Genomic DNA, 23,602 nt, shown 5'->3' on the forward strand with positions numbered 1-23,602 from the left:
ATATCTATAGCCTAAAAGTATAAAACACTAACAGAAAGTATAGAAAATGCTATCCTTTTTATGAGAGAATAAATCTCTGTCATATATGGTTTAGTATATCTGCAGAAACCATAAATACAAAAAAAACCAATAACAATTTACCTTTAGTTTTAAGAAAGAAGAAGAAGAAGAAGAAGCCTAACAATCTGACTATACAAAAAAAATACTGAAACTATATTTACTACTACGACAACTAGTGCAACTATTTTTATGATTAATTTACATTTCAATTAGAACTCTTTATACATCCGTTAATTATAAATCCATAGTAACACCTACTCCTAGAATTTGTTTCCATTGTAGCTTAGCTCCTCTTTCTACAAACACATCCACAATAGCTGTTTCTTGTTGCGTTTTTATATCATTATCATATTTAATATGCGAACCTAAAGTTGCCTTTACATAATCGTTAACCTTAAAATCGAAAACGACTTCCCAATCTACATCAACATTACCAAAACTATTAAGGTAATCTGTATATAAACTCAATTGGTTTCTAACGTATATATTTTCGAATACTTCGGTTTCGTAGGCATTTGTAATTAAAACACCCATTTCTGTTCTAGCATTTTCTCCTTTTTTAATTCTATTTTTTAAATTATCATATACTGCTGCTTGAACACCAAAAGAGCCTGCATCTGCAAGTTCTTGATCTAAAACAAAAGTTCCTTTAAAAGTTAAAGGAGAGAAATAAAAGGATAGTTTTTCGAGATTTTTACCATATTCTACACCTCCACCTATAAATAAATATCCTGGAGCCATAAAACGTGAAATAGACTTGTCTCTATTAGGATAATTATAACCGTTAGAGTACTGTGTTTTAAAATTAAATCGTCCTGAATAATACCAATTAGTTAAAGTATCTTTTCTATAGCCTATAGTTGAAATTAATTCTAGTTCGTCTTCCGTTTTTCTTAATTTCTGATTTCCCTGTTTATTAACTCCATAACGTGTTCTTATTGAACTTTTCCAGATAAGATTTTCTTTTTTATATCTTAAACTTGAAAGGATATTAAAAAGTGCTGAAACAGAATTACTTCCACCAGCATTCCAATTAACAAAAGTAACTTCATTAATATCTAAACCTGCTGTGCTTTTTTGAACCCATTTTACAGTATCTAAAACCTTAACAACTGAGTCTTGTGCTTTTACAACTTGAAACGAAAAAATAATTAAAAACAATAAATAAAACCTCATTCTATTTCACTTTATAAATTAGATAATATTTAGTATATAAACGTACCGAATTCGCTATTAATTGTCAGTTTTTTAGTTTCAGAAGCTTCTACTCTACCAACAACTTGAGCATTAACATTAAATGCTTTTGAAATAGAAATAATATCTTCAGCAATTTCTGGAGACACATAAAGTTCCATTCTATGCCCACAGTTAAACACCTGATACATTTCTTTCCAATCTGTTTTAGATTGCTCTTGTATTAATTTGAATAAAGGTGGAATTGGAAATAAATTATCTTTAACTATATGTAAATTGTCTATAAAATGAAGGATTTTGGTTTGTGCTCCACCAGAACAATGTACCATTCCATGTAAAGTTTCAGAGTTGAACTTAGATAAAATCTCTTTTATAATTGGAGCATAAGTTCTTGTTGGAGACAACACTAATTTACCTGCGTCTATAGGACTATTTTCAACCTTATCAGTTAGTTTTACTTGTCCAGAATACACAAGATCCTCAGGTACAGCCGCATCAAAACTTTCTGGGTATTTTTTTGCTAAATAGTTATTAAAAACATCGTGTCTAGCAGATGTTAAACCATTACTTCCCATACCACCATTATACTCTTTTTCGTATGTGGCTTGACCAAAACTTTCTAATCCAACAATTACATCTCCTGCTTTAATATTAGCATTATCTATAACATCGCTACGCTTCATTCTAGCAGTAACTGTAGAGTCTACAATTATTGTACGCACTAAATCTCCAACATCTGCCGTTTCTCCTCCTGTAGAATGGATTGTTACTCCAAATGTTTTTAAATCCTCTATAAGTTCTTCTGTTCCATTAATAATTGCAGATAGCACTTCTCCTGTAATTAAATTTTTATTCCTACCAATGGTTGATGACAACATAATATTATCTGTTGCTCCAACACAAAGTAAGTCGTCTATATTCATAATTAAAGCATCTTGGGCGATACCTTTCCAGACAGAAACATCTCCTGTTTCTTTCCAGTACATATAGGCTAAAGCACTTTTTGTTCCTGCTCCATCTGCATGCATTATTAAGCAATAATCGTCGTCGTTTGTAAGGTAATCTGGCACAATTTTGCAGAATGCCTTTGGAAACAAGCCTTTATCTATGTTTTTTATTGCATTATGCACATCTTCTTTTGATGCTGACACACCTCTTTGACTGTAACGTTTACTTATTTCCGAACTCATAATATTGTTTTGAATTGCAAATATAACTGTAAAAAAAAAGCACACAAATAATATTGTGTGCTTCTTTATAATTAAGATTCTTGATGTGCTGTTTTAATTTATTTGATTAGTCCCAATCTGGCATTGAAGATGCTGTGAATAATTCAGTTTCAGCAGTTGCTGCTCCAAATTGAAATCTAAAAATTCCTGGTACAGCGTTTAATGTATTCGATGCTCTAGAAAGAATAAAACCACCTTCATTTGGTGCATATTTAACATCTGTGTCATTTTCGCCAATCAAAGCATCAGTTGGTATTAGAGTACTTGTTGCCATTGCGACATCATAGACAAAAACTCTACTTTGAAATTGTCTGTATGTTGCATTTTCTGAACCAGTAATATCTCTAGTATATATAATTTCGTTTCCATTAGCGGTAATATCAATTCCACCTATAGCTCCTGGCAGATTTTCTACAATTACAGTTTCTTCTAATCCTGTAGATAACCTAACGATAACTATTCTTGCATTATACCCAACTGAATTGTTAGTTTTTATAAGAATTAAATCATTATCAAAAGCAACACTTTCTACCTCAGAAATAAACGAACCATCTGTTGTTGTAAAAATTGGAGGGTCACTAAGACCACTTCCATCTGGATTAATTGAATATAATTTATCGAAACTTGGATAGTAAATTTTACTTCCATTTTGCGCCCAACAAAAATCGACATGCTCTAGTCTAAATCCATTAACTGGTATAGTACTAGTTACCTGTGTTTTGTCTGAACCATCTGTATCCATGGTAAAAATTTGCGTGTTTCCTCCAACGGTTCTCAAGTAAGCGATTTTATTAATGGCACTATTGGTTCTTGGTCTAAAACTATTATTTGTCTCACTTGTTAATTTAAGTAAGCTAAAGTCTAATTCTGAATCACCACCACCTTCTACATCTTCGTCACCTGAATAAATAACACTATTACTGTTTTCTTTTTTTACAAAAACAAAAGGATTGTTAGGAACTGTAATTGTAGTGAATTGACTAATTGTAGACACAACATTGTCGTTAGTATCATCGTTTACAGTAACTTGCCAAAAATAGGTAGTAGATAATTCTAAGTTACTAGCTAAGTAGAACGTATCCTGAGCGGTTTCAAACATCTCAATCTCGTTAGTGCTACCGTTTCTTAGTTCTAAAGAATAAGATAATTCATCATTTGTATCAGGATCTGAAGATTCCCAAGTAAGCTGAATCTCTAAATCCGTTTCTGTTGCCAAATCTTCCGGAAAAACTAAATTTGGAATTGTTGGCGGTTGGTTATTAGCGTTTGAAGTTAATAACTCAAAAGCTACTACTGCTGCTGCATCTTCTAATACAGTAACAGATTCGAATGCAGTTACAAAACCATCTAACTCAGCTTGTACAGCGTACGTTTCGACTAAAGCATTGTCTATAACAAAATTACCTTCTGAATCTGTAAATACAGTACTTGTTACTGGGTTTGTAGATACTTTGGCATTTTCTAATGGCGAGTTTGTTCCTTCGGCTACAACTTTACCATTAATAGAACCTATTCTTACTCCATCAATTTGATTTTCACTACATGTTAAAATAGTTACTATAACTAACATTAGCGCTAAGATATTTTTTATCGTTTTCATTTTCATCGCTTTTAAATTAGTTTTTCTCTCCATTTTCATTAATTTCCTTTGGAGGCGAAATCTTCTCTTCTAAAGGAGCTGACTTTTTTTTCAATATGCTTCTCTTAATATTGTCTTTTTTAATTTGCTTCAGCGCTTTTCTTTCTTCTCTTTGTTTTGTGCGCTCAAGATCTTTTTTAGTATTGTAATTACCAATGTATAAATTTAATCCTATACCAAACCTTAAGAACATGTCATCTTTATCACCACGAACTAAATCATCTACAGTATCGCTAAATACAAAATTATTTTCTGCATAAGCAGCAATTCCAATTCTCTCGGTGACTAAATATTCTAGTCCAGCACCAACTTGAAGTTTTGGACTGATATTATTAAAATCGTTAGAAATGTTTGTTCCACCACCTGCATAAACAAAAGGTGTTAATTTATCTGAAGGCAATACTGTATATTCTACATTGGCATCAATAGAAACAAAGCTTTTATCTAGAATATCTTTATTTTCTAAATTAAATTTATTGGCATTTAAACTTAAATTAAAATGTGAATTTAAATAACGCTTGTATCCTATTCTCGAGTTTAATCTTAATTCTGAATTAATATAATCACCATTTATACGTGCTGCTCCAATTGAAGCATGCAATACATTATCTGTACGACGTTTAAATGTAAATCGATTAAACAGTTCTGTAACATTCGCTGCTTCTTTTTCTTTTTTATAATCTGCAATTAATCTTTGATCTACCTCTACACCTGCTTTAGTCGCCCAATAACCATCTTCAATACCTTCCATAATTAAATCATGTACTGCTTTTTCAATGGCATCTTTTACTGCTAATTGTACTGGTTCATTTTGAGTAAACCCAGTCTCTGCTTCTAATAATCTCTGGAATTTAACAAAACGGAATAAGCTAACATCTACCGCTTGAGATAAAATGGTCTTAGAAACATAAACCGTATTAATTATCTCTCCACTTTGTGTAGAAACTGCTCTTAGATATACTGTTATTCTGTCTTGTCTGTAACGTGCAGAACCACCAACACCAAAATATCTTGCACCAGCACCACCTGTAACAATATTAGTGTCGTAAGAAATAATACCTCCTTCTAGCATTAATCCGGCATATAATAGCGGTTTAATTGCTGGTTCATTAGGATTTAAACCTTTGATATATTCTTGCTTTGTTGTACGAATGATATTTCTTTCTGTTGAAAGATTATTGAAGTTCTCACGTTCGAGAGGAATAAAATAACCCGAATCTGCTAATGCTTTAATAAGCATGGTTGTTGCTCCTTGAGTTACTGCAGTACTAAAAGTACTTCCGTTTTCTACAGCTTTGTATTGACCAGTTTGATCACTAAAATTATAAACCGCAACTTCTAAAGGCACTTTAGGTGGCGGTAATTCTAATATTTTTTTTGTGGATTTAGAAAGCTCTCCAATTCTCGATGGTTCTTGAGAAAAAGGCTGATTAAAATAAGTTCCGCAGGAACTTAAACATAAGTATATAGCCAGTATGGCTATTATTTTTTGGTAATTCATCATAAGAGGCTAAACTTCGTTTATGGATTGGGAACGATTACTTGAGTTTGTTCACCGTTTAAGGTGTCCAGAATATTAATTACTAAACCTTCATCAGACTCAAAAACCTCAACATTTAGTGTTCCAAAGGTAAATGTTCCTTCTTGATCAAAATCTCCAACTGCATCTACTTGTTGCGCTAATAATGCTCTAGAAATTTGATTTAACACCTGCTGGTTCAATTGGTTTCCAAATTGTTCTAATTCAGTTTGTGTTTCTGTTTGTGCTCTGGGCGCAGTAAATCCATTTTGTGCATTAGCAGAACTTAACAACCAGTTGTAATTAAAAGTATCACCACCAAAAGCTGGATTTGTAGGTTTATAACTAAACTGCTGCGCAAAAGCAAAAGTAAAAACCCCTAAAAATAGGGTTGAAAATAATTTAAATTTCATAATTAATAGCGTGTTTGTGTGTCTTGTCTTTGTTTTAATTGCTGAAGATATCTAATACATCTATCTAAAGCAACACCTGCCATTTCTTGTAAATACTCTTTTTTAGGCCTTACAAAAAATCTCCAAACCAATTGGCCATCTACTTCAACAGTAATTAGTGTACTTCTACGCTGACCTGGCACTTCTTTAATTAAAATATGCTTTTCTGTTTTAATCTGTTTATTAAAATATTCTGAGTAAAAATAACGATGAAAATCTCTTCCAGACTTTGTTAGTGTTTTTTGTATCACTAAGCCTTGTAAAAAGATTTCTTTCTCTATGTCTCCTTCAATATCTAATTGACCATTTTCTTTACTTCGAATAACCAGCCTACATTTTCCTATAGCGCCTTGTGTTTCATCTAAGCCTTCATCATCTGGGAAAATTAATAATAATAATGTTACTTTCCCTTCAATTTGATTGTTAATTGTAACGGAAGATAATATTTTTTTTTCATAGTTCTCCAAATAGAACTTATCAATCTGCGATGACTTAACTACATTATTGCTTGTGTCTGCCTTAAACAACATGAATTCATAACGCAAATTTCTTCCTGAATACGTTAAATTTTCTGAGGTTGCAGCGAAGGTTGTGAACTCACTAGTTCTTTCTATTTTAATTTGCGCTTTAACTTCTTTATTATATACAACATTCTGCGCTTGGCTACTAGTTGAAACAACTAATACAAATAACAGCAGAGAAATTATATTTTTAAAAAACTTGATGCGCATTTATTTAATTAAAGCTTCTAATTATTATCGTTGGTGAAGCTTCTGTTTGTGTAAATTTAATGTTTTTTGTTATTTCATTAGTTCCAAATTTATCGAAAGTTAAATTGTTGCCATTTTGTTGTAAATCTAAAGATACTTTAGCATTAGGATCTATAACATAATCTAAAATAGTATTATCGTTACCGTTTTGTCCTAACGTTGCAACTACTGCATCAACTTGATACGTTAAATTGACATTATTATTTAAACCATTTTGGTTTATATTAATTTCACTAGCTCTTGAAGCCACTCTTGCAGACACATTATTAGTTGAGCCTACTTGTTGAATAGAAATAGAATTACTTTGTATTGTCTCTAAAACTACGTTAGGTGTTGTATTGAAAAAGGACGAAAAATCACTTTGCGAAAATTCTTGCCCATTTACTGTTGTTGATGCTTCTGTACTCTCAGATTCTTCATCTTCACTATAGGTTTGACTCCAAGTAAAATTAAGGCTAAAAATTATCAGCAGTACAACTGTAATGCATTTATTATTATTTATTGTTTTCATATTATTTTCAAATTTAATAAAAAAGGAGGATGCTTGCTATATTAGTCATCCTCCTTTTAAATATGTTATGATTAAATATTATCTAATTTAATCTTTATTAACTAAATATTAGCATCCAGAAGTACCTGGAGTACAAGGAGCATCTAAATCAAATGATGGAACACCACCTGGCATTTGTAAATCATTTGGATCTTGGAAATCACATCCTTCACCGTCATTCATAATATCTCCAGTTGGACCTAATTGTAATACACTAATTGTGTTACCTCCATTTGGCATACCACCATCAAGAACGTTTTGACTAGATACGAAGCTATGACCAGAACCATCAGCAATACCACTTTTTTGTACTACTAAAGTTTGGTTATCATGACCTCTTTGACCAGAGATTGCAATGTTTCCATCTCCTGATTGGTAAGAGCTAGATAAGTTAGCTCTACCTTTTTGTGTAGCTATAGCATTGTTACCATCACCATATTGTCTTTGGTAAGATAAATGATCTCTACCATTTTGCCCTAAAACACTTTGATTACCATCACCTACTTGATCAGCACGAGCAGAATTAGCTCCACCTGTAGCCGAACCGTATGCATTTTGGTTCATATAAGAAGCGTTATTATCTCCAGTTTGGTTTTGCTCAGCATAGTTACTATCTTCTGCTTGATCTCCCCATTGTCCTGCATAAGCAGAGTTATTATCTCCATCTTGGTTTTGTAAAGCTAAACCAGCTTTAGAACCATTACCTATATTAGAACCACCGTCCATATAACCTGGATCTGCAATATTATCAAGAAATGTATCTAAAGTTGCCTGAGAGCTTCCAAATCTGTCAACTGGCCCACTACCGTCACCACCTTGGTTAACTCTAGCCCAGTTACCATTACCTAATTGGTTTTGGTTAGCTTTGTTATTATCACCTACTTGTAAAGACGCAGCTGTTTGGCTATGTCCATCTTGGTAAATTTTAGTCGCATTCATGTCTCCGTATTGCTCAGCTAATGCAGAGTTTCCTAAAGAACCATTAGGACCTGATTTTTGACGAATTCCAGCCATGTTACCATCGCCTTCTTGTACCGTTCTTGCTTCGTTGTTATCCCAAGACTGAACAGTTCTAGAACTGTTACCTTGACCATCTTGCTCTACCATAGCGTAGTTTAACTCACCGTTTTCTGCAGTACCATGGTTAATATAAGCTTTGTTTCCTCCGCTTATTCCACCATCTTTCATACCTTGACGCGTAACAGCTTCGTTTTGGTCTCCTTCTTGTCTAGTTGTAGACTGGTTACCAGAACCTAATTGTCTTACGTCTGCAGCGTTTTCTACACCACTAATTCCAGAAACATCACCTGTTTGCCAGATTCTTGCTCTGTTGTCTCCAGTTCCTGCACCATCACCTTGTATTGAGAAAGATGATTGATTAGTTCCTGCTTGTAATACTTGTAACTTGTTTGTGTTACCTGTTTGTACAGCTTCACCTTGATTACCAGTTCCTGATAAATCTACAGATAATTGAGCATCAACAGAATTATTTCCGTTTGTGTCTTTTAATGCATTTTGTGAAACTTGCGCCATCATTGCGCCCGAGAATAATAGTGCCGCAGCACCTAAAATTACTTTTTTCATGTTAAATATATATTGATTAATAGCACTATAAATATACAGAATAAATTCGAAATAAATTTGAAAGCTTTATCAAAATTTTATCATTTACACCATATTTTCGATTACTCTATTATTAACTTCGTTGAAATACACTTTAATATAAGAAAAATACTATAATGTTGTTTTCGAGAAGCTTGAAAAACTACGTAATACAATACATTACATGTTTTTTAAAAGTGCACTAAGCGTGTGATTCAATACATACACAAAAGAGAAAGAATTAGAAAATAAAAAAAGAGGATGATTGCTATATATCATCCTCTTTTAAATATGTTTTGTTTATGTATTATATAATTACAATACTTAATAAACTAGATATTAGCATCCTGATGCACCTGGAGTACATGGAGCAGCTAAATCGAACCCATCTACACCTGCTGGCATACCTGGAGTAACTGCATCTTGGAAGTCACAGTTTTCACCATCTGTCATAATGTTTCCTGAAGGACCTAATTGTAATACGCTAATTGTATTACCACCATTAGTATAAGGATCATCAATATTTTGACTAGCTTTAAAACTATGTCCACCTGAGATACCATCGTTCTTTTGTACAATTAATACTTGGTTATCATGACCTCTTTGTCCTGATACTGCCCAGTTATCTTCTCCTTCTTGAAAAGTACTTACTAAGTTAGCATTTCCTTTTTGAGAAGCTAAAGCAATGTTAAAATCACCATTTTGACGAGAATATGCCATATGATCTCTACCGTTTTGACCCGTGAAAGAAACGTTAGAATTTCCTGTTTGATCTTGACGTGCATAGTTAGCACCACCATTTGCAATACCGTTTGCATTTTGATCTATTGCCGCTTGATTACTATTACCTACTTGGTATTGTTCTGCATGGTTACTTGCTTCACCATCTGAACCATACTGAGATGCGTAAGCGAAGTTACTATTACCAGTTTGTCTCTGTATTGCCATACCTGCTTGAGAATCTGGACCACCAGCGCCTTGAGTAGCTAAAGGATCTGCAAATACATCTAAAGTAGGACCTGTTAACCCATCTGTAATTCCATAAAGGTTTTGACCTTGATCTACATAAGCTGCGTTAGAGTCACCAGTTTGCTTTTGGTCTGCTTTGTTAGCATCTCCTTTTTGAGCCGCTTGCGCATAGTTGTTATGCCCTACTTGCTTAATTTTAGAAGAATTCATATCTCCATACTGCTCGTTTAAAGCTGAGTTACCAGCTGAACCATCTGGTCCTGATTTTTGACGAACACCAGACATGTTACTATCTCCTTCTTGTACTGTTCTTGCTTCGTTATTATCGAAAGACTGAACTGTCCAAGCTGAGTTAGTTTGACCATCTTGTTCTACCATAGCATAGTTAAACTCACCGTTTTCTGCAGTACCATGATTAATTAAAGCTCTGTTTCCACCGCTTAATCCACCATCTTTTAAACCTTGACGCGTAACTGCTTCGTTAGAATCGCCTTCTTGCATTGTAGTAGATTCGTTTCCAGAACCTAATTGTCTTACATCTGCAGCGTTGTCTACTCCACTAATTCCAGTAACATCACCTGTTTGCCAGATTCTTGCTCTGTTGTCTCCAGTTCCTAATCCATCACCTTGTACTGAGTAAGATGATTGGTTTGTTCCTGCTTGTAATACTTGTAACTTGTTTGTGTTACCAGTTTGGATTGCTTCACCGTAGTTACCATCGTCTGTAGCCAAATCTACAGCTAACTGTGTGTCTGCTGTATCTGAACCGTCTACGGCTTTTAAAGTTGATTGTGAAACTGGACCTTGCGCCATCATTACGCCTGAGAATAATAGTGCCGCAGCACCAAAAATTACTTTTTTCATGTTAAATATATATTGATTAATAGCAACGTAAAGATCGAGATTAAACCTTTACAAAAATTAATTCAGTAATTAAGATTTTTCATTTTAGACCTATTTTCGATTACCCAATTATTAACACCGTTGAAATGCAATTAAAATAGGATTATACGTAAGTAAAATACTACTTTACGATATAAACCACACACTAATAATCTACGTAGAATTACGTAGAAATAACACCTAATATATAGTATAATAACAAGTTAAAGGATTTACAACACTAATTTAAGCGTCCTTTATTTAAGATTCTAAAGTAACAGTAGAGAAGAAAAGTATAAAACAAGAAAAAGAGGATGATTGCTATATTATCATCCTCTTTTTAATATGTTATATAAAATACTAATACTAGTAAATATGTAATATTTTATTTAGTTTTTAGCATCCAGAAGTACCAGAAGCACAAGGCGCATCTAAATCAAATGATGCTGGCCCATTAGGCATAGATAAATCTTGAGGATCTTGGAAATCACATCCTTCGTGTGCACCAAAGATATCTCCAGAAGGACCTAACTGTAATACTTGAATAGTATTACCTCCATTTGCTCCACCATCTGCAATGTTTTGGCTAGCATCAAAACTATGACCTGAACCATCTGCAACACCACTTTTTTGTACAATTAATGTTTGGTTATCTACACCTCTTTGTCCAGATACTGCCCAGTTACCATCACCTTCTTGGTATGTACTTAATAAGTTATGGTTCCCTTTTTGAGATCCAATAGCAACGTTACCATCTCCATTTTGTCTAGTATAAGCTAAATGGTTTCTACCATTTTGCCCTAAACCAGAAAAGTTAAAATCACCTGTTTGATCTTGACGAGAGCTATTTGCACCTCCTGTTGCAGAACCATGAGCGTTTTGAGCTACGTAAGCACTGTTATCATCACCTGTTTGGTTTTGCTCAGCATAATCGCTGTCTTCACTGCTGTCTCCCCATTGACCAATGTAGCCTGTGTTAGAGTTACCATCTTGCACTTGTAATGCTCTACCTTTAGTAGAACCACCACCAGTGTTATCAGGACCATTAGAGTAACCAGAATCTGCATAAGTGTTGATAAGGTTATCTAAATCTGCTTGTGCAGATCCAAATGCATTAATAGGCTCAACATCTGCACCTTGATCTACTAAAGCTGTATTGCCATCACCTAATTGAGTTTGGTTAGACTTGTTTTGCTCTCCTTCTTGTACAGAACGTGCTGTGTTATTGTGACCATCTTGGTAGATTTTAGTCGCATTCATGTTACCATACTGTTCTGCTAATGCAGAGTTACCAGCTGATCCATTAGGACCTGATTTTTGACGGATTCCAGACATGTTATTATCTCCTTCCTGTACAGTTCTTGCTTCGTTGTTATCCCAAGACTGGATAGTTTTAGAACGGTTATTTTGACCGTCTTGTTCTACCATAGCATAATTGTACTCACCATTTTCTGCAGTACCATGATTGATTAAAGCTCTGTTTCCACCGCTTAATCCACCATCTTTCATACCTTGACGTGTTACTGCTTCGTTGAAGTCTCCTTCTTGTCTTGATGTAGACTCATTGGCAGATCCTAATTGTCTTACATCTGCAGCGTTTTCTACACCACTAATACCAGAAACATCACCTGTTTGCCAGATTCTTGCTCTGTTGTCTCCTGTTCCTAAGCCATCATCTTGTACTGAGTAAGACGATTGATTTGTTCCAGCTTGTAGTACTTGTAACTTGTTTGTGTTACCTGTTTGGATAGCTTCACCTTGATTACCAGTTGCTCCATTTAAATCGATAGCTAATTGTGCATCGACTGAAACTGTTCCGTTATAATCTGTTAATGGTGATTGTGCAACTTGCGCAAAAGAAGCGCTTACAAATAATAGTGCCGCAGCACCGAAAATTACTTTTTTCATGTTAAATATATATTGATTAATAGCATTGTAAATATAGAGATTAAATTGAAATGACCATTAAAAACTTATCATTTAGACCATATTTTCGATTAGTCTATTACTAACATCGTTGAAATGTAAATATGAGTAAGCAAAATACTACGTTTTTATTTTTCAGCCGAAGCCTAAAACTACGTAGAACTACGTAGAAACCCTACGTACCATTACGTAGGAGAGTAGTTTTTTTTGGTTTTAAAAATAACATATAATAACTTTAATCTAATTATTTGTTTAAGAAAAGACAATAAAGAAAAAGGAGGAAACTTACTATATAGTTTCCTCCTTAAATTAATATGTTTTGATTAAACATTTTGTTTATCTAATCTTATTTTACAGAGATATTAGCATCCAGAAGTGCTTGGAGTACAAGGCGCATCTAAATCAAATCCACCTACACCACCTGGCATATCTAAATCTGATGGAGCTTGGAAATCACACCCTTCACCATCATTCATAATATCTCCAGTTGGCCCTAATTGTAACACACTAATAGTATTACCACCATTACCATTAGGCATACCATTTGCAACATTTTGACTAGATACGAAACTATGTCCAGAAAAATCACCAGTACCACTTTTTTGTACTACTAGAGTTTGATTATAATGACCTCTTTGAGCAGAAATAGCAACATTACCGTCTCCAGATTGGTATGAACTCATTAAGTTACCTTTACCTTTTTGTGTAGCAGTAGCATCATTATAATTACCATATTGTCTTTGATAAGCTACATGATCTCTACCATTTTGTCCTAATACTGCAAAGTTACCATTACCTGCTTGATCTTGACGACCATAATTAGCGCCACCATTAGAAGGACCGTATGCATTTTGGTTAACATAAGCTCTGTTATCATCTCCAATTTGGCTTTGCTCAGAATAATTACTGTCTTCACCATCGTCTCCCCATTGTCCAGAATAAGCTGAATTACCATCTCCAGATTGATATTGCTTAGCTAAACCAGCCTTAGAACCATTTCCTGTGTTATCACTACCATTAGTATAAGTTGGATCTGCAAAAGAATTAAGATACCCATCCATATCAGCCTGTACAGAACCTAAGTTATCAATTGGCCCACTAGTATCACCTCCTTGATTAACTTTAGCCCAGTTACCGTTACCCAATTGTGTTTGATTAGCTTTGTTACTATTACCTACTTGTAAAGACGCAGCAGTTTGACTATGTCCATCTTGATAAATCTTAGTAGCGTTCATGTTTCCGTATTGCTCAGCTAATGCAGAGTTGCCTAAAGAACCATTAGGGCCTGATTTTTGACGAATTCCAGACATGTTACCATCGCCTTCCTGTACAGTTCTAGCTTCATTGTTGTCATAAGACTGAACAGTTTTAGAACTGTTACCTTGACCATCTTGCTCTACCATAGCGTAGTTTAACTCACCGTTTTCTGCAGTACCATGGTTAATATAAGCTTTGTTTCCTCCGCTTATTCCACCATCTTTCATACCTTGACGCGTAACAGCTTCGTTTTGGTCTCCTTCTTGTCTAGTTGTAGACTGGTTACCAGAACCTAATTGTCTTACGTCTGCAGCGTTTTCTACACCACTAATTCCAGAAACATCACCTGTTTGCCAGATTCTTGCTCTGTTGTCTCCAGTTCCTGCACCATCACCTTGTATTGAGAAAGATGATTGATTAGTTCCTGCTTGTAATACTTGTAACTTGTTTGTGTTACCTGTTTGTACAGCTTCACCTTGATTACCAGTTCCTGATAAATCTACAGATAATTGAGCATCAACAGAATTATTTCCGTTTGTGTCTTTTAATGCATTTTGTGAAACTTGCGCCATCATTGCGCCCGAGAATAATAGTGCCGCAGCACCTAAAATTACTTTTTTCATGTTAAATATATATTGATTAATAACAATTCAAAGCTACTTATAAGACAACAATTCCAAAATGATATTCGTCATATTGGAATTGTTGAAATCAATATTTTTTAAAAAAAACACAAAATATACTGAAAATCAAGTGCTTACAAAATATATTTATATTATTTAAATATAAATTAATTCCTTTATCTCAAATTTCACATCAATTTAATTAGTAAAAAGCAATTCTCGATACTTTGTAAGCGGCCAAAGCTCATCGTCTACCAATAATTCCAACTTATCGCAAGGATACCTTATAGCTTCCAGTAAAGGTTTTACTTTATTACAATACGCATTAGCTTTATCTTCAATAGATTTAATTTGATTTGATTTTTTTCTAGCTTCAGTCATATTAGTTACTAGTTTATTTATTGACTCTATATGTTTAGAAATCTCTTCAATTAATTCTAACTGAGCTTGAGACACCTTTTTAAAGTCTTTCCCATAGATCTCTTTTAAACCTTTTACATTTTCAATTAAAATATTTTGATACTTAACCGCAGTTGGCACAATATGGTTTCTAGCCAAATCACCCAACACTCGTCCTTCAATTTGAATACGCATAATATAATCCTCAAGCTCTATTTCGTAACGCGCTTCTACTTCTGTTGCATTCATTACACCCAAGTCCTTATATAAAGACAATGCTTTTTTAGAGATTTTAGCTTTTAATGCTTCTGGTGTCGATTTGTTATTACTTAACCCTCTTCTCTTTGCTTCCTTCTCCCAAACCTCTCCATAACCATTACCTTCGAACAAAACAGCTTTACTCTTTTTAATATATTCTCTTAATATATTAAAGACTGCTTCGTCTTTTTTAAGATCCTTTTTAGCTATTAACGCATCTACTTCAATTTTAAAATCGATTAATTGCTTTGCTACAATAGAATTTAACAATGTCATTGGGTTTGCACAATTAGCTTTAGAACCTACTGCTCTAAATTCAAATTTGTTTCCTGTAAAAGCAAAAGGAGACGTTCTATTTCTATCTGTGTTGTCTAAAAGTATTTCTGGAATCTTTCCGACTACGTTAAGTTTTAAATCGGTTTTTTCTTGAGGTGATAGTTTACCATTGGTTACATTTTCTAATTCACTTAAGACATGTGTTAGCTGTTCACCTATAAATACTGAAATAATTGCTGGAGGTGCTTCGTTTGCACCTAACCTATGATCGTTACTAGCTGATGCTATGGCTGCACGAAGTAATTCTTCATTATCATTTACAGCTTTTATTGTATTAATAAAGAAAGTTAAAAACTGAAGATTACTCATTGGTGTTTTTCCAGGACTTAATAAATTAACTCCAGTATCTGTACTTAAACTCCAATTGTTGTGTTTACCAGACCCATTAATTCCTTGAAATGGTTTTTCATGAAACAATACTTTAAAATTATGACGCTCTGCAACCTTATCCATAACATCCATTAATAACGCATTATGATCGACAGCTAAATTTGCCTCTTCATATATAGGAGCGAGCTCAAATTGATTTGGAGCCACTTCATTATGTCTTGTTTTTACAGGAATACCCAATAACATGCATTCAATTTCTAAATCTCGCATGTAAGACATTGCTCGATTTGGGATGGTGCCAAAGTAATGATCATCCAATTGTTGTCCTTTTGCTGAAGCATGACCTAATAACGTTCTCCCTGTTAATTGAATGTCTGGACGAGAGGACACCAAAGCGCTATCTATTAAAAAATACTCTTGTTCCCAACCTAATGAAGCGTTTACTTTTTTTACATTTTTATCGAAATACTTACATACAGCAACTGCTGCTGTATCTACCGCCTGCAACGCTCTTAACAAAGGCGTTTTATAATCTAAAGCTTCGCCTGTATAAGCAACAAATACTGTTGGAATACATAATGTTGTACCATAAATAAACGCAGGAGATGTTGGGTCCCAAGCTGTATAACCTCTTGCTTCAAAAGTATTCCTTATTCCTCCATTTGGAAAACTAGAAGCATCTGGCTCTTGCTGTACTAATTGAGTGCCTCCAAATTTCTCTATTGCTCCATTATTTTCTATGGTTTCAAAAAAAGCATCATGCTTTTCTGCTGTAGCTCCAGTTAATGGCTGAAACCAATGCGTGTAATGCGTTACTCCTTTAGACAATGCCCAATCTTTCATTGCAGAAGCAATTTGATCTGCAATTGCTCTATCTATCTTTCCTCCTTTTTCAATAGCATTTGTTAAACTTATAAAAGCGTCACTTGTAAGTGTTTGGCGCATTTTTTTTGAATCATAAACGTTTTGTCCGAAAATTTCTGAACGTCGTTTTTCTTCTTTTATAACTACAGGTTTTCTGTTTAATGTTTCTTTTATGGCGAAAAATCTTAGAGTTGACATATTTCTGACTATTTTTTTTACAAATATATTAATTTCAAGCCGTTTTAACCTTTAAAATTATCAACACCCTTAAAAAAATAGGGTTATTAACACTGATTTAATAAAAATTTCAATTTTACCTCTTAATTTTTATAGGTTATTTAAAATTCATTTTATATTTGCAAACATATTATTAATATTATCTGTAAGTATTATGGCAAAAATAAAATTAGAATACATTTGGCTAGATGGTTATTTTCCTACTCAAAACATGAGAAGTAAAACCAAAGTTGAGGAACACGAAGATTTTCAAGGAACAATAGAAGAACTTGACAATTGGTCTTTTGATGGGTCGTCTACTAAACAAGCTTCTGGTGGAGCTTCTGATTGTTTATTAAAACCTGTTGCAATCTATAAAGATCCTGCAAGAATAAATGGGTATTTAGTAATGACAGAAGTTTTAAATGCAGATGGCACTCCTCACGTTTCTAACGGAAGAGCTACTATTGAAGATGAAGACAATGATTTCTGGTTTGGTTTTGAACAAGAATACTTTATAATGGACACAAAGACTCAATTACCATTAGGTTTCCCTATTGGTGGTTATCCTGCTCCACAAGGAATGTATTATTGTTCTGTTGGAGGTTTACATACACATGGTAGAAAACTAGTAGAAGAGCATGCAGACTTATGTATTGATGCTGGTTTAAATTTTGAAGGAATTAACCAAGAGGTTGCTTCTGGACAATGGGAATACCAATTATTTGCTCAAGGTGCAAAAAAAGCTGGTGATGAGATTTGGGTCTCTCGCTACCTATTAGATAGATTAACAGAACAATATGGTTACTATATTGAATACCATCCAAAACCATTAGGTAGAGATATGGATTGGAATGGCTCTGGTATGCATGCAAACTTCTCGAATACAGTATTAAGAACTTGCGGAAGCCAAGAAACTTACGAAAAAATATGCGAAGCATTTAGACCAGTTGTTAAAGAACACATGGCTGTTTATGGAGAATTCAATGATCAACGTTTAACAGGAGATCACGAAACAGCTTCTATTGACGACTTTAGCTATGGGATTTCAGACAGAGGAGCTTCTATTAGAATTCCAATTATTACAGTCGAAAAAGGCTGGAAAGGCTGGCTAGAAGATAGAAGACCAGCTTCTAATGGTGATCCATACAAAATTGCAGGACGTATTATCAAGACCGTAAAGTCTGCTAATATCAGCTAATTTATATAAAAATTATATTCATAAAAAAAGCGTTTGAAAATTTTCAAACGCTTTTTTTTATTCACACAAATCATCATTTTAAATGATAATTAGTTTTTCTATAATCGAAACCCTAATGTTAGTGTTATATTAGAATTATTAGCATCAATAGATGCAGCATCAGTTAATCCTGTACTATATAATTGATATTCTTTTGATTGATTATAATCATCATAAGTTAAATCTAATTTTGTGTTACCAAAATTATACCCTAAACCTAAAGAATAACCATTTAAATCTCCAACAGTTTTTCCATTTTTATATGGGCTTTCCTCAAAACGGTAGCCTCCTCTAAAACTAAACTGATCAACTTTATATTCACCACCCAACTTATAGGTAGCTGCTGCAGTTAAATTATTTGCAATAATATCGTTCTGCGCACTAAAATAAGCATCAGATTTTGGCTTAAACTTTGTTTTACTGTAATCTTTTCTAGAATAGTCAAAACTTATCAATCCTTGTTTTCCAAAAATATAAGCTAAACTCCCTGTTACTTTAGAAGGTGATTGCAGATTGTAATCTGGAAACAAATTCACCACTTGCGGATTCACAATTTGTAAAACATTTTCACTTCCATCCACTCTAACAGTTTCAATATATTGTGAAGTTTCCTCAGTAATTGTCATCCAAGTAGGAGAATCGTATGTAAAACCGACTCTAAACTCGTTAGACAACTTATAGATAGTACCTAGTTGAAATGAAAATCCAGCACCATTTGTTATTATATTATTCTCGAAACCTACTTGATTTATAACAGAATCTGTATTATTGTTTTGTTCATACAAAAAAGTAGAACGTTCATAATTTAGAAAATGAGAATTTAAATTTAACCCTAAATATAAATCATCTCCATATTGGGCTCCTAAATTAAATGCAATCTTACCATTATAACCAGTAGCAGCGTAAGTGTATTCTTGATCAAAATTTCCAGCTGCAATATTAGATGTATATAGTGTATTATCATCCGCATCGCTTACTGGCTCTAAAATATAAGAATCATAACCTAAATAAGCTTGTTGATAAGTGTAACCATAAGCACTTCCAATTCCAGCATAAGCATCTGCAGACGACTCTCCTGGTAAAGCAGAAATATCACCTAAACGCAAGCCTTGAGCATTATTTAAAAAATACTGATCTATAGAAGTAGTATTTACACCTCTAGACTTCCAATTATCATCATAATTCTTAGTATTATCAAAAGCAACACTTAAAGCAAACTTTCTCCAAAGTGAATTTTCATTTCTACTTTCAAAAACAAAAACACCTCCTCCTTGATTTAAAGATAAATCTGAATCTGAAGAAGCATTCCTTCTCCCAAAATAAGCTGTTTCATTATCTACATCACTAACATTTAGCGATACCGAAGCAAAGCTATTTGTATAGATAGCAGAACCAGCTGGGTTAACACTAACAGCACTTAAATCTCCTCCAAGAGCCCCAAATGCACCACTAAGCGCTCTGTATCTTGCCGAACCTATAATCTCTCCACTACTATAACTTAACGCATCGCTTATATCTTGAGCACTAATTGTAAACATAGACATAACACCTATGAATAAAAATATTCCTTTTTTCATATTATTTTTTTAATTCATTTTTTTTTAAAAACAATCTTCTAACCTCTCCTTCTACCTCCTGATGTAGATCTTGAAGATGAACCAGAAGAACTTCTAGTAGAAGATCTACTTGGTGAAGACGTTCTTGGCGTAGTTGTTCTTGGCGTAGTACTTCTTACTCTAGGTTTCGAAGTCCTAGGCGTAGAACTATTACCTCTTGTTCTTGGAGTTGAATTTCTAACCCTTGGTGTAGTAGACCTAACTCTTGGTGTAGAATTATTTGTTCTCACTCTTGGCGTAACTGTTCTCGTTCTTGGAGTTGAAGATGTTCTTGTACGAGTAGACGTAGAATTACTTCTTCTAGAAGCCTCAACCCTTCTACCTAAAGCAGATGACTGTCTTCCATAAATACCTCCTCTTCTTGTAGTGTTATATGCTAAACCATTTCTTCCGTAACCATTTCTCCCATAGTAACCTCCATAACCATAGCCATAATTATATCCATAAGGGTTATAAAAACCTCCATAACCAAAATTCCCATAACCATAACCAAAACTATTCCAACCAAAATAAGGGCTATTCCAACCAAAACTATTCCAACCATAATATGGTCTATTCCAATAATTATTAAAACCTGTGTTATAAATATTTATAGACACCTCACTACTGTTCTCTCCCCAAGCACCATAGCCTGAAGCAACATTAGCGACCTCAACATTATCTTCAGAATAAGATCCTTCATAAGAATCTATATCTACAAAAACTTCTTCATTTCCATCAGAATCCATTTCTAATGATTTTTCTTTAAAGTAATTTTTATAATAAGTATTATCACCATTTTCTTGCGCATCGGCTTGCACAACATCTTTCTGAGCTTCATCTTCACTATAAATTCCATCACTATCTTGCCCAACATATTGATAAGACCCACAAGACGTAAGCACTAGAGTAAATAAAACTACCGCAAACGCTGGTAATTTATTTAATAAGTATTTTTTTAATTGCATAACTGTTTGTTTTTATTGTTGAACATAACAAAAATAGTTAGTTTTGTCGAACTATTTCTTTTTTTAACATAATCACAATATTTGTGCCAAAATACTATATATGAGCAAAAAACTCACAACAAGAGCAGAAGATTATTCAAAATGGTATAACGAACTGGTCGTAAAGGCCGATTTAGCTGAAAACTCGGCAGTTAGAGGCTGTATGGTAATAAAACCTTATGGTTATGCTATTTGGGAAAAAATGCAAGCAGAATTAGATAGAATGTTTAAAGAGACAGGACATCAAAATGCTTACTTCCCACTATTTGTACCTAAAAGCCTGTTTGAAGCTGAAGAAAAAAATGCTGAAGGTTTCGCAAAAGAGTGTGCAGTAGTAACTCATTATAGATTGCAAAACGACCCAGACAATCCAGGAAAACTTCGCGTAGATCCAGAAGCTAAACTAGAAGAGGAGCTTGTAGTAAGACCTACAAGTGAAGCAATAATTTGGAGCACTTTTAAAGGATGGATTCAATCATATAGAGATTTACCATTACTAATTAACCAATGGGCAAATGTTGTTCGTTGGGAAATGCGTACACGTTTATTTTTACGTACAGCAGAATTTCTTTGGCAAGAAGGACATACAGCTCACGAAACAAAAGCAGAAGCTATAACAGAAGCAGAAACAATGAATAATGTCTATGCTACTTTCGTTGAAAAGTTCATGGCAATGCCAGTTGTACAAGGTTTAAAAACTGAAAGCGAGCGTTTTGCTGGAGCAAATGAGACTTACTGTATTGAAGCATTGATGCAGGACGGAAAAGCGCTACAAGCTGGAACATCTCATTTTTTAGGGCAAAATTTCGCAAAAGCTTTTGATGTAAAATTTACTAATAAAGAAGGGAAACAGGATTATGTTTGGGCTACTTCTTGGGGAGTTTCAACACGACTAATGGGTGCTTTAATTATGACACATAGTGACGATCACGGCTTAGTACTTCCTCCAAACCTAGCACCTAACCAAGTAGTAATTGTTCCAATTCATAAAACTGATGAGCAACTAGAAGAAATTACAACAGTTGTAAACGGAATAATAAAAGATCTTAGAGCAAAACATATTACAGTAAAATACGATAACAGAACGACCTATCGTCCTGGAGCTAAATTTGCACAACACGAATTACAAGGAGTACCTTTACGTATTGCAATTGGATCAAGAGATCTTGAAAATGGAACCGTAGAATTAGCTAGAAGAGATACTTTAACTAAAGAAACAGTCTCATTAGACTCTTTAACAGAAAAGATTGAAGGCTTAATGACGGAAATTCAAGATTCCTTATTTAACAAAGCATTAAAACATAGAGACACTCACACTACGGAAGTTGAAAATTTTGAAGAGTTTAAAGCTACTCTAGAAAAGAAAGGCGGTTTCATCTCAGCACATTGGGATGGTACACCAGAGACTGAAGATAAAATAAAAGAGATAACAAAAGCAACTATTAGATGTCTTCCTTTAGAAGGAAAGCTAGAAGATGGTGTTTGTGTGTATTCAGGAAAGCCTTCAAAACGCAGAGTATTGTTCGCAAAAGCATATTAACTAAATTTTTTTAAAAAAAAGTTTAGTTAGGTCTTGCAAAAGTAGAAAATAGTTGTATTTTTGCACCCGCAATGGAAACGTTGTGAAAGTTATTTGAAAAGTTTTGCAGAAATGAAAATAAGTTTTATATTTGCACACTCTTAAATAAATGGCCCGTTCGTCTATCGGCTAGGACGCATGGTTTTCATCCATGTAAGAGGGGTTCGACTCCCCTACGGGCTACAATTTTTTAATAAAGAAATAAAGAAACAAATGGCAAATCATAAGTCAGCGTTAAAAAGAATTAGAAGTAACGAAACTAAACGCTTAAGAAATAAGTATCAGCATAAAACAACTCGTAATGCGATAAAAAAATTACGTGAGTTAACTGATAAGAAGGAAGCTGAAGCTTTATTACCTTCAGTACATTCTATGTTAGATAGATTAGCAAAGAAAAATGTTATTCATTTTAACAAAGCAGCTAACTTAAAGTCTGGTTTAACTAAATTCGTTTCAGCGATATAGTCAAATTAATTCTACAAGAAAAAAAAGCCTATCGAAATTTCGATAGGCTTTTTTGTTTTATAAAAATTCTTTTAGTGACTATGTCAATTTACTCGAAATAAGGTCTATGATTTAATTTCTAAAAGTATAAATTTGCAATTATCAAAAATCAACCATTCATATAAATCTTACTCTTTTGGAAAACACAAACGCAATTAAAGTAATTGATAAAATTCTTAATAATCTTGATAAATCTGGAATCAATACAGATACACTAATTGATGATATAAAAGCATTACGAGTTTTTGCTATAGAAGAGGAAGTTCCTTTAGTGGTTAAAGTACTTAGGCTTGCTTATGAACACATAGAAGAACATGAAGCTTTTCTTCTTCCTATTCCTCAGGACGAGCCTTTAGAAGAAGATGGAGAAGAAGAACCTACTGTAGAAGACAATGAAGTATCTCCTATAGAAAGTCTTAAGTATTTAATAGCGCTTACTAGAAACCTTAATAACAAAGATAACATCTCTGACTTAAAAGAATACAAAGAGCTTTTATTAGCTTACTAATAATTCAAAGCATACAATACTATTAATTTTTAGGTCTTATTTTTTTTATAAAAACCTCAAAAATTTAATAACAAAAAAAAACAAGCATTGACTT

18 protein-coding genes and 1 tRNA gene are annotated in these 23,602 nt (G+C 33.7%); 5 read left to right on the forward strand and 14 right to left on the reverse strand.

Annotated elements, in window-relative coordinates:
• Positions 1-294: 294 nt before the first annotated feature.
• The 12 genes from CW733_RS08805 to CW733_RS08860 form a co-directional block, all read right to left on the reverse strand.
• Complete coding sequence (locus CW733_RS08805) at positions 295-1,236, reverse strand: DUF3078 domain-containing protein (protein ID WP_100996844.1); 942 nt, start codon at positions 1,234-1,236, stop codon at positions 295-297.
• 29 nt (positions 1,237-1,265) lie between these two features.
• Entirely contained in the window at positions 1,266-2,444 is a 1,179-nt protein-coding gene (locus CW733_RS08810; protein ID WP_100996845.1) for an AIR synthase related protein, read from the reverse strand.
• Positions 2,445-2,550: 106 nt separating this feature from the next.
• The gene (locus tag CW733_RS08815) at positions 2,551-4,083 is read right to left on the reverse strand and encodes a carboxypeptidase-like regulatory domain-containing protein (protein WP_100998750.1); all 1,533 of its coding nucleotides are present in this window, start codon (positions 4,081-4,083) and stop codon (positions 2,551-2,553) included.
• Positions 4,084-4,099: 16 nt separating this feature from the next.
• Complete coding sequence (locus CW733_RS08820) at positions 4,100-5,626, reverse strand: CsgG/HfaB family protein (RefSeq protein WP_100996846.1); 1,527 nt, start codon at positions 5,624-5,626, stop codon at positions 4,100-4,102.
• Between the two features lie 17 nt (positions 5,627-5,643).
• Positions 5,644-6,054, reverse strand: a complete 411-nt coding sequence (locus tag CW733_RS08825; protein WP_100996847.1) for a curli production assembly/transport component CsgF — start codon at positions 6,052-6,054, stop codon at positions 5,644-5,646.
• Between the two features lie 2 nt (positions 6,055-6,056).
• A complete protein-coding gene (locus CW733_RS08830; protein ID WP_100996848.1) occupies positions 6,057-6,824 on the reverse strand; it encodes a CsgE family curli-type amyloid fiber assembly protein in 768 nt (255 codons plus the stop codon).
• Positions 6,825-6,828: 4 nt separating this feature from the next.
• Positions 6,829-7,374 carry a hypothetical protein gene (locus CW733_RS08835; RefSeq protein WP_100996849.1) on the reverse strand — a complete coding sequence of 182 codons (546 nt, stop codon included), beginning with the start codon at positions 7,372-7,374 and terminating at the stop codon, positions 6,829-6,831.
• 108 nt (positions 7,375-7,482) lie between these two features.
• The gene (locus CW733_RS08840) at positions 7,483-8,997 is read right to left on the reverse strand and encodes a curlin (protein WP_100996850.1); all 1,515 of its coding nucleotides are present in this window, start codon (positions 8,995-8,997) and stop codon (positions 7,483-7,485) included.
• A 357-nt stretch (positions 8,998-9,354) separates the two neighbouring features.
• Positions 9,355-10,848: a curlin gene (locus tag CW733_RS08845; RefSeq protein WP_100996851.1), complete on the reverse strand. Its 1,494-nt coding sequence runs from the start codon at positions 10,846-10,848 to the stop codon at positions 9,355-9,357.
• Between the two features lie 414 nt (positions 10,849-11,262).
• Positions 11,263-12,774, reverse strand: a complete 1,512-nt coding sequence (locus CW733_RS08850) for a curlin (RefSeq protein ID WP_100996852.1) — start codon at positions 12,772-12,774, stop codon at positions 11,263-11,265.
• Between the two features lie 380 nt (positions 12,775-13,154).
• The gene (locus CW733_RS08855; protein WP_100996853.1) at positions 13,155-14,672 is read right to left on the reverse strand and encodes a curlin; all 1,518 of its coding nucleotides are present in this window, start codon (positions 14,670-14,672) and stop codon (positions 13,155-13,157) included.
• Between the two features lie 198 nt (positions 14,673-14,870).
• Entirely contained in the window at positions 14,871-17,057 is a 2,187-nt protein-coding gene (locus tag CW733_RS08860) for a glutamine synthetase III (protein ID WP_100996854.1), read from the reverse strand.
• Positions 17,058-17,250: 193 nt separating this feature from the next.
• Here CW733_RS08860 and CW733_RS08865 point away from each other — a divergent pair, with 193 nt between their 5' ends.
• Positions 17,251-18,276, forward strand: a complete 1,026-nt coding sequence (locus tag CW733_RS08865; protein ID WP_100996855.1) for a glutamine synthetase beta-grasp domain-containing protein — start codon at positions 17,251-17,253, stop codon at positions 18,274-18,276.
• Positions 18,277-18,374: 98 nt separating this feature from the next.
• Here the strand turns inward: CW733_RS08865 and CW733_RS08870 are convergent, their stop codons facing one another.
• Positions 18,375-19,892 carry an OmpP1/FadL family transporter gene (locus CW733_RS08870; protein WP_100996856.1) on the reverse strand — a complete coding sequence of 506 codons (1,518 nt, stop codon included), beginning with the start codon at positions 19,890-19,892 and terminating at the stop codon, positions 18,375-18,377.
• Positions 19,893-19,930: 38 nt separating this feature from the next.
• Positions 19,931-20,878, reverse strand: a complete 948-nt coding sequence (locus CW733_RS08875; RefSeq protein ID WP_100996857.1) for a hypothetical protein — start codon at positions 20,876-20,878, stop codon at positions 19,931-19,933.
• Between the two features lie 100 nt (positions 20,879-20,978).
• Here CW733_RS08875 and proS point away from each other — a divergent pair, with 100 nt between their 5' ends.
• The 4 genes from proS (at position 20,979) to CW733_RS08895 (ending at position 23,508) form a co-directional block, all read left to right on the forward strand.
• Positions 20,979-22,457: a proline--tRNA ligase gene (gene proS / locus CW733_RS08880; RefSeq protein ID WP_100996858.1), complete on the forward strand. Its 1,479-nt coding sequence runs from the start codon at positions 20,979-20,981 to the stop codon at positions 22,455-22,457.
• 150 nt (positions 22,458-22,607) lie between these two features.
• Positions 22,608-22,679: transfer RNA gene (locus tag CW733_RS08885), tRNA-Glu, on the forward strand.
• Positions 22,680-22,709: 30 nt separating this feature from the next.
• Entirely contained in the window at positions 22,710-22,961 is a 252-nt protein-coding gene (gene rpsT / locus CW733_RS08890) for a 30S ribosomal protein S20 (RefSeq protein ID WP_100996859.1), read from the forward strand.
• A 175-nt stretch (positions 22,962-23,136) separates the two neighbouring features.
• Positions 23,137-23,508, forward strand: a complete 372-nt coding sequence (locus CW733_RS08895; protein ID WP_100996860.1) for a hypothetical protein — start codon at positions 23,137-23,139, stop codon at positions 23,506-23,508.
• Positions 23,509-23,602: the final 94 nt, after the last annotated feature.

It is taken from the genome of Lacinutrix sp. Bg11-31, from assembly GCF_002831665.1.
Taxonomy (GTDB): Bacteria; Bacteroidota; Bacteroidia; order Flavobacteriales; family Flavobacteriaceae; genus Lacinutrix.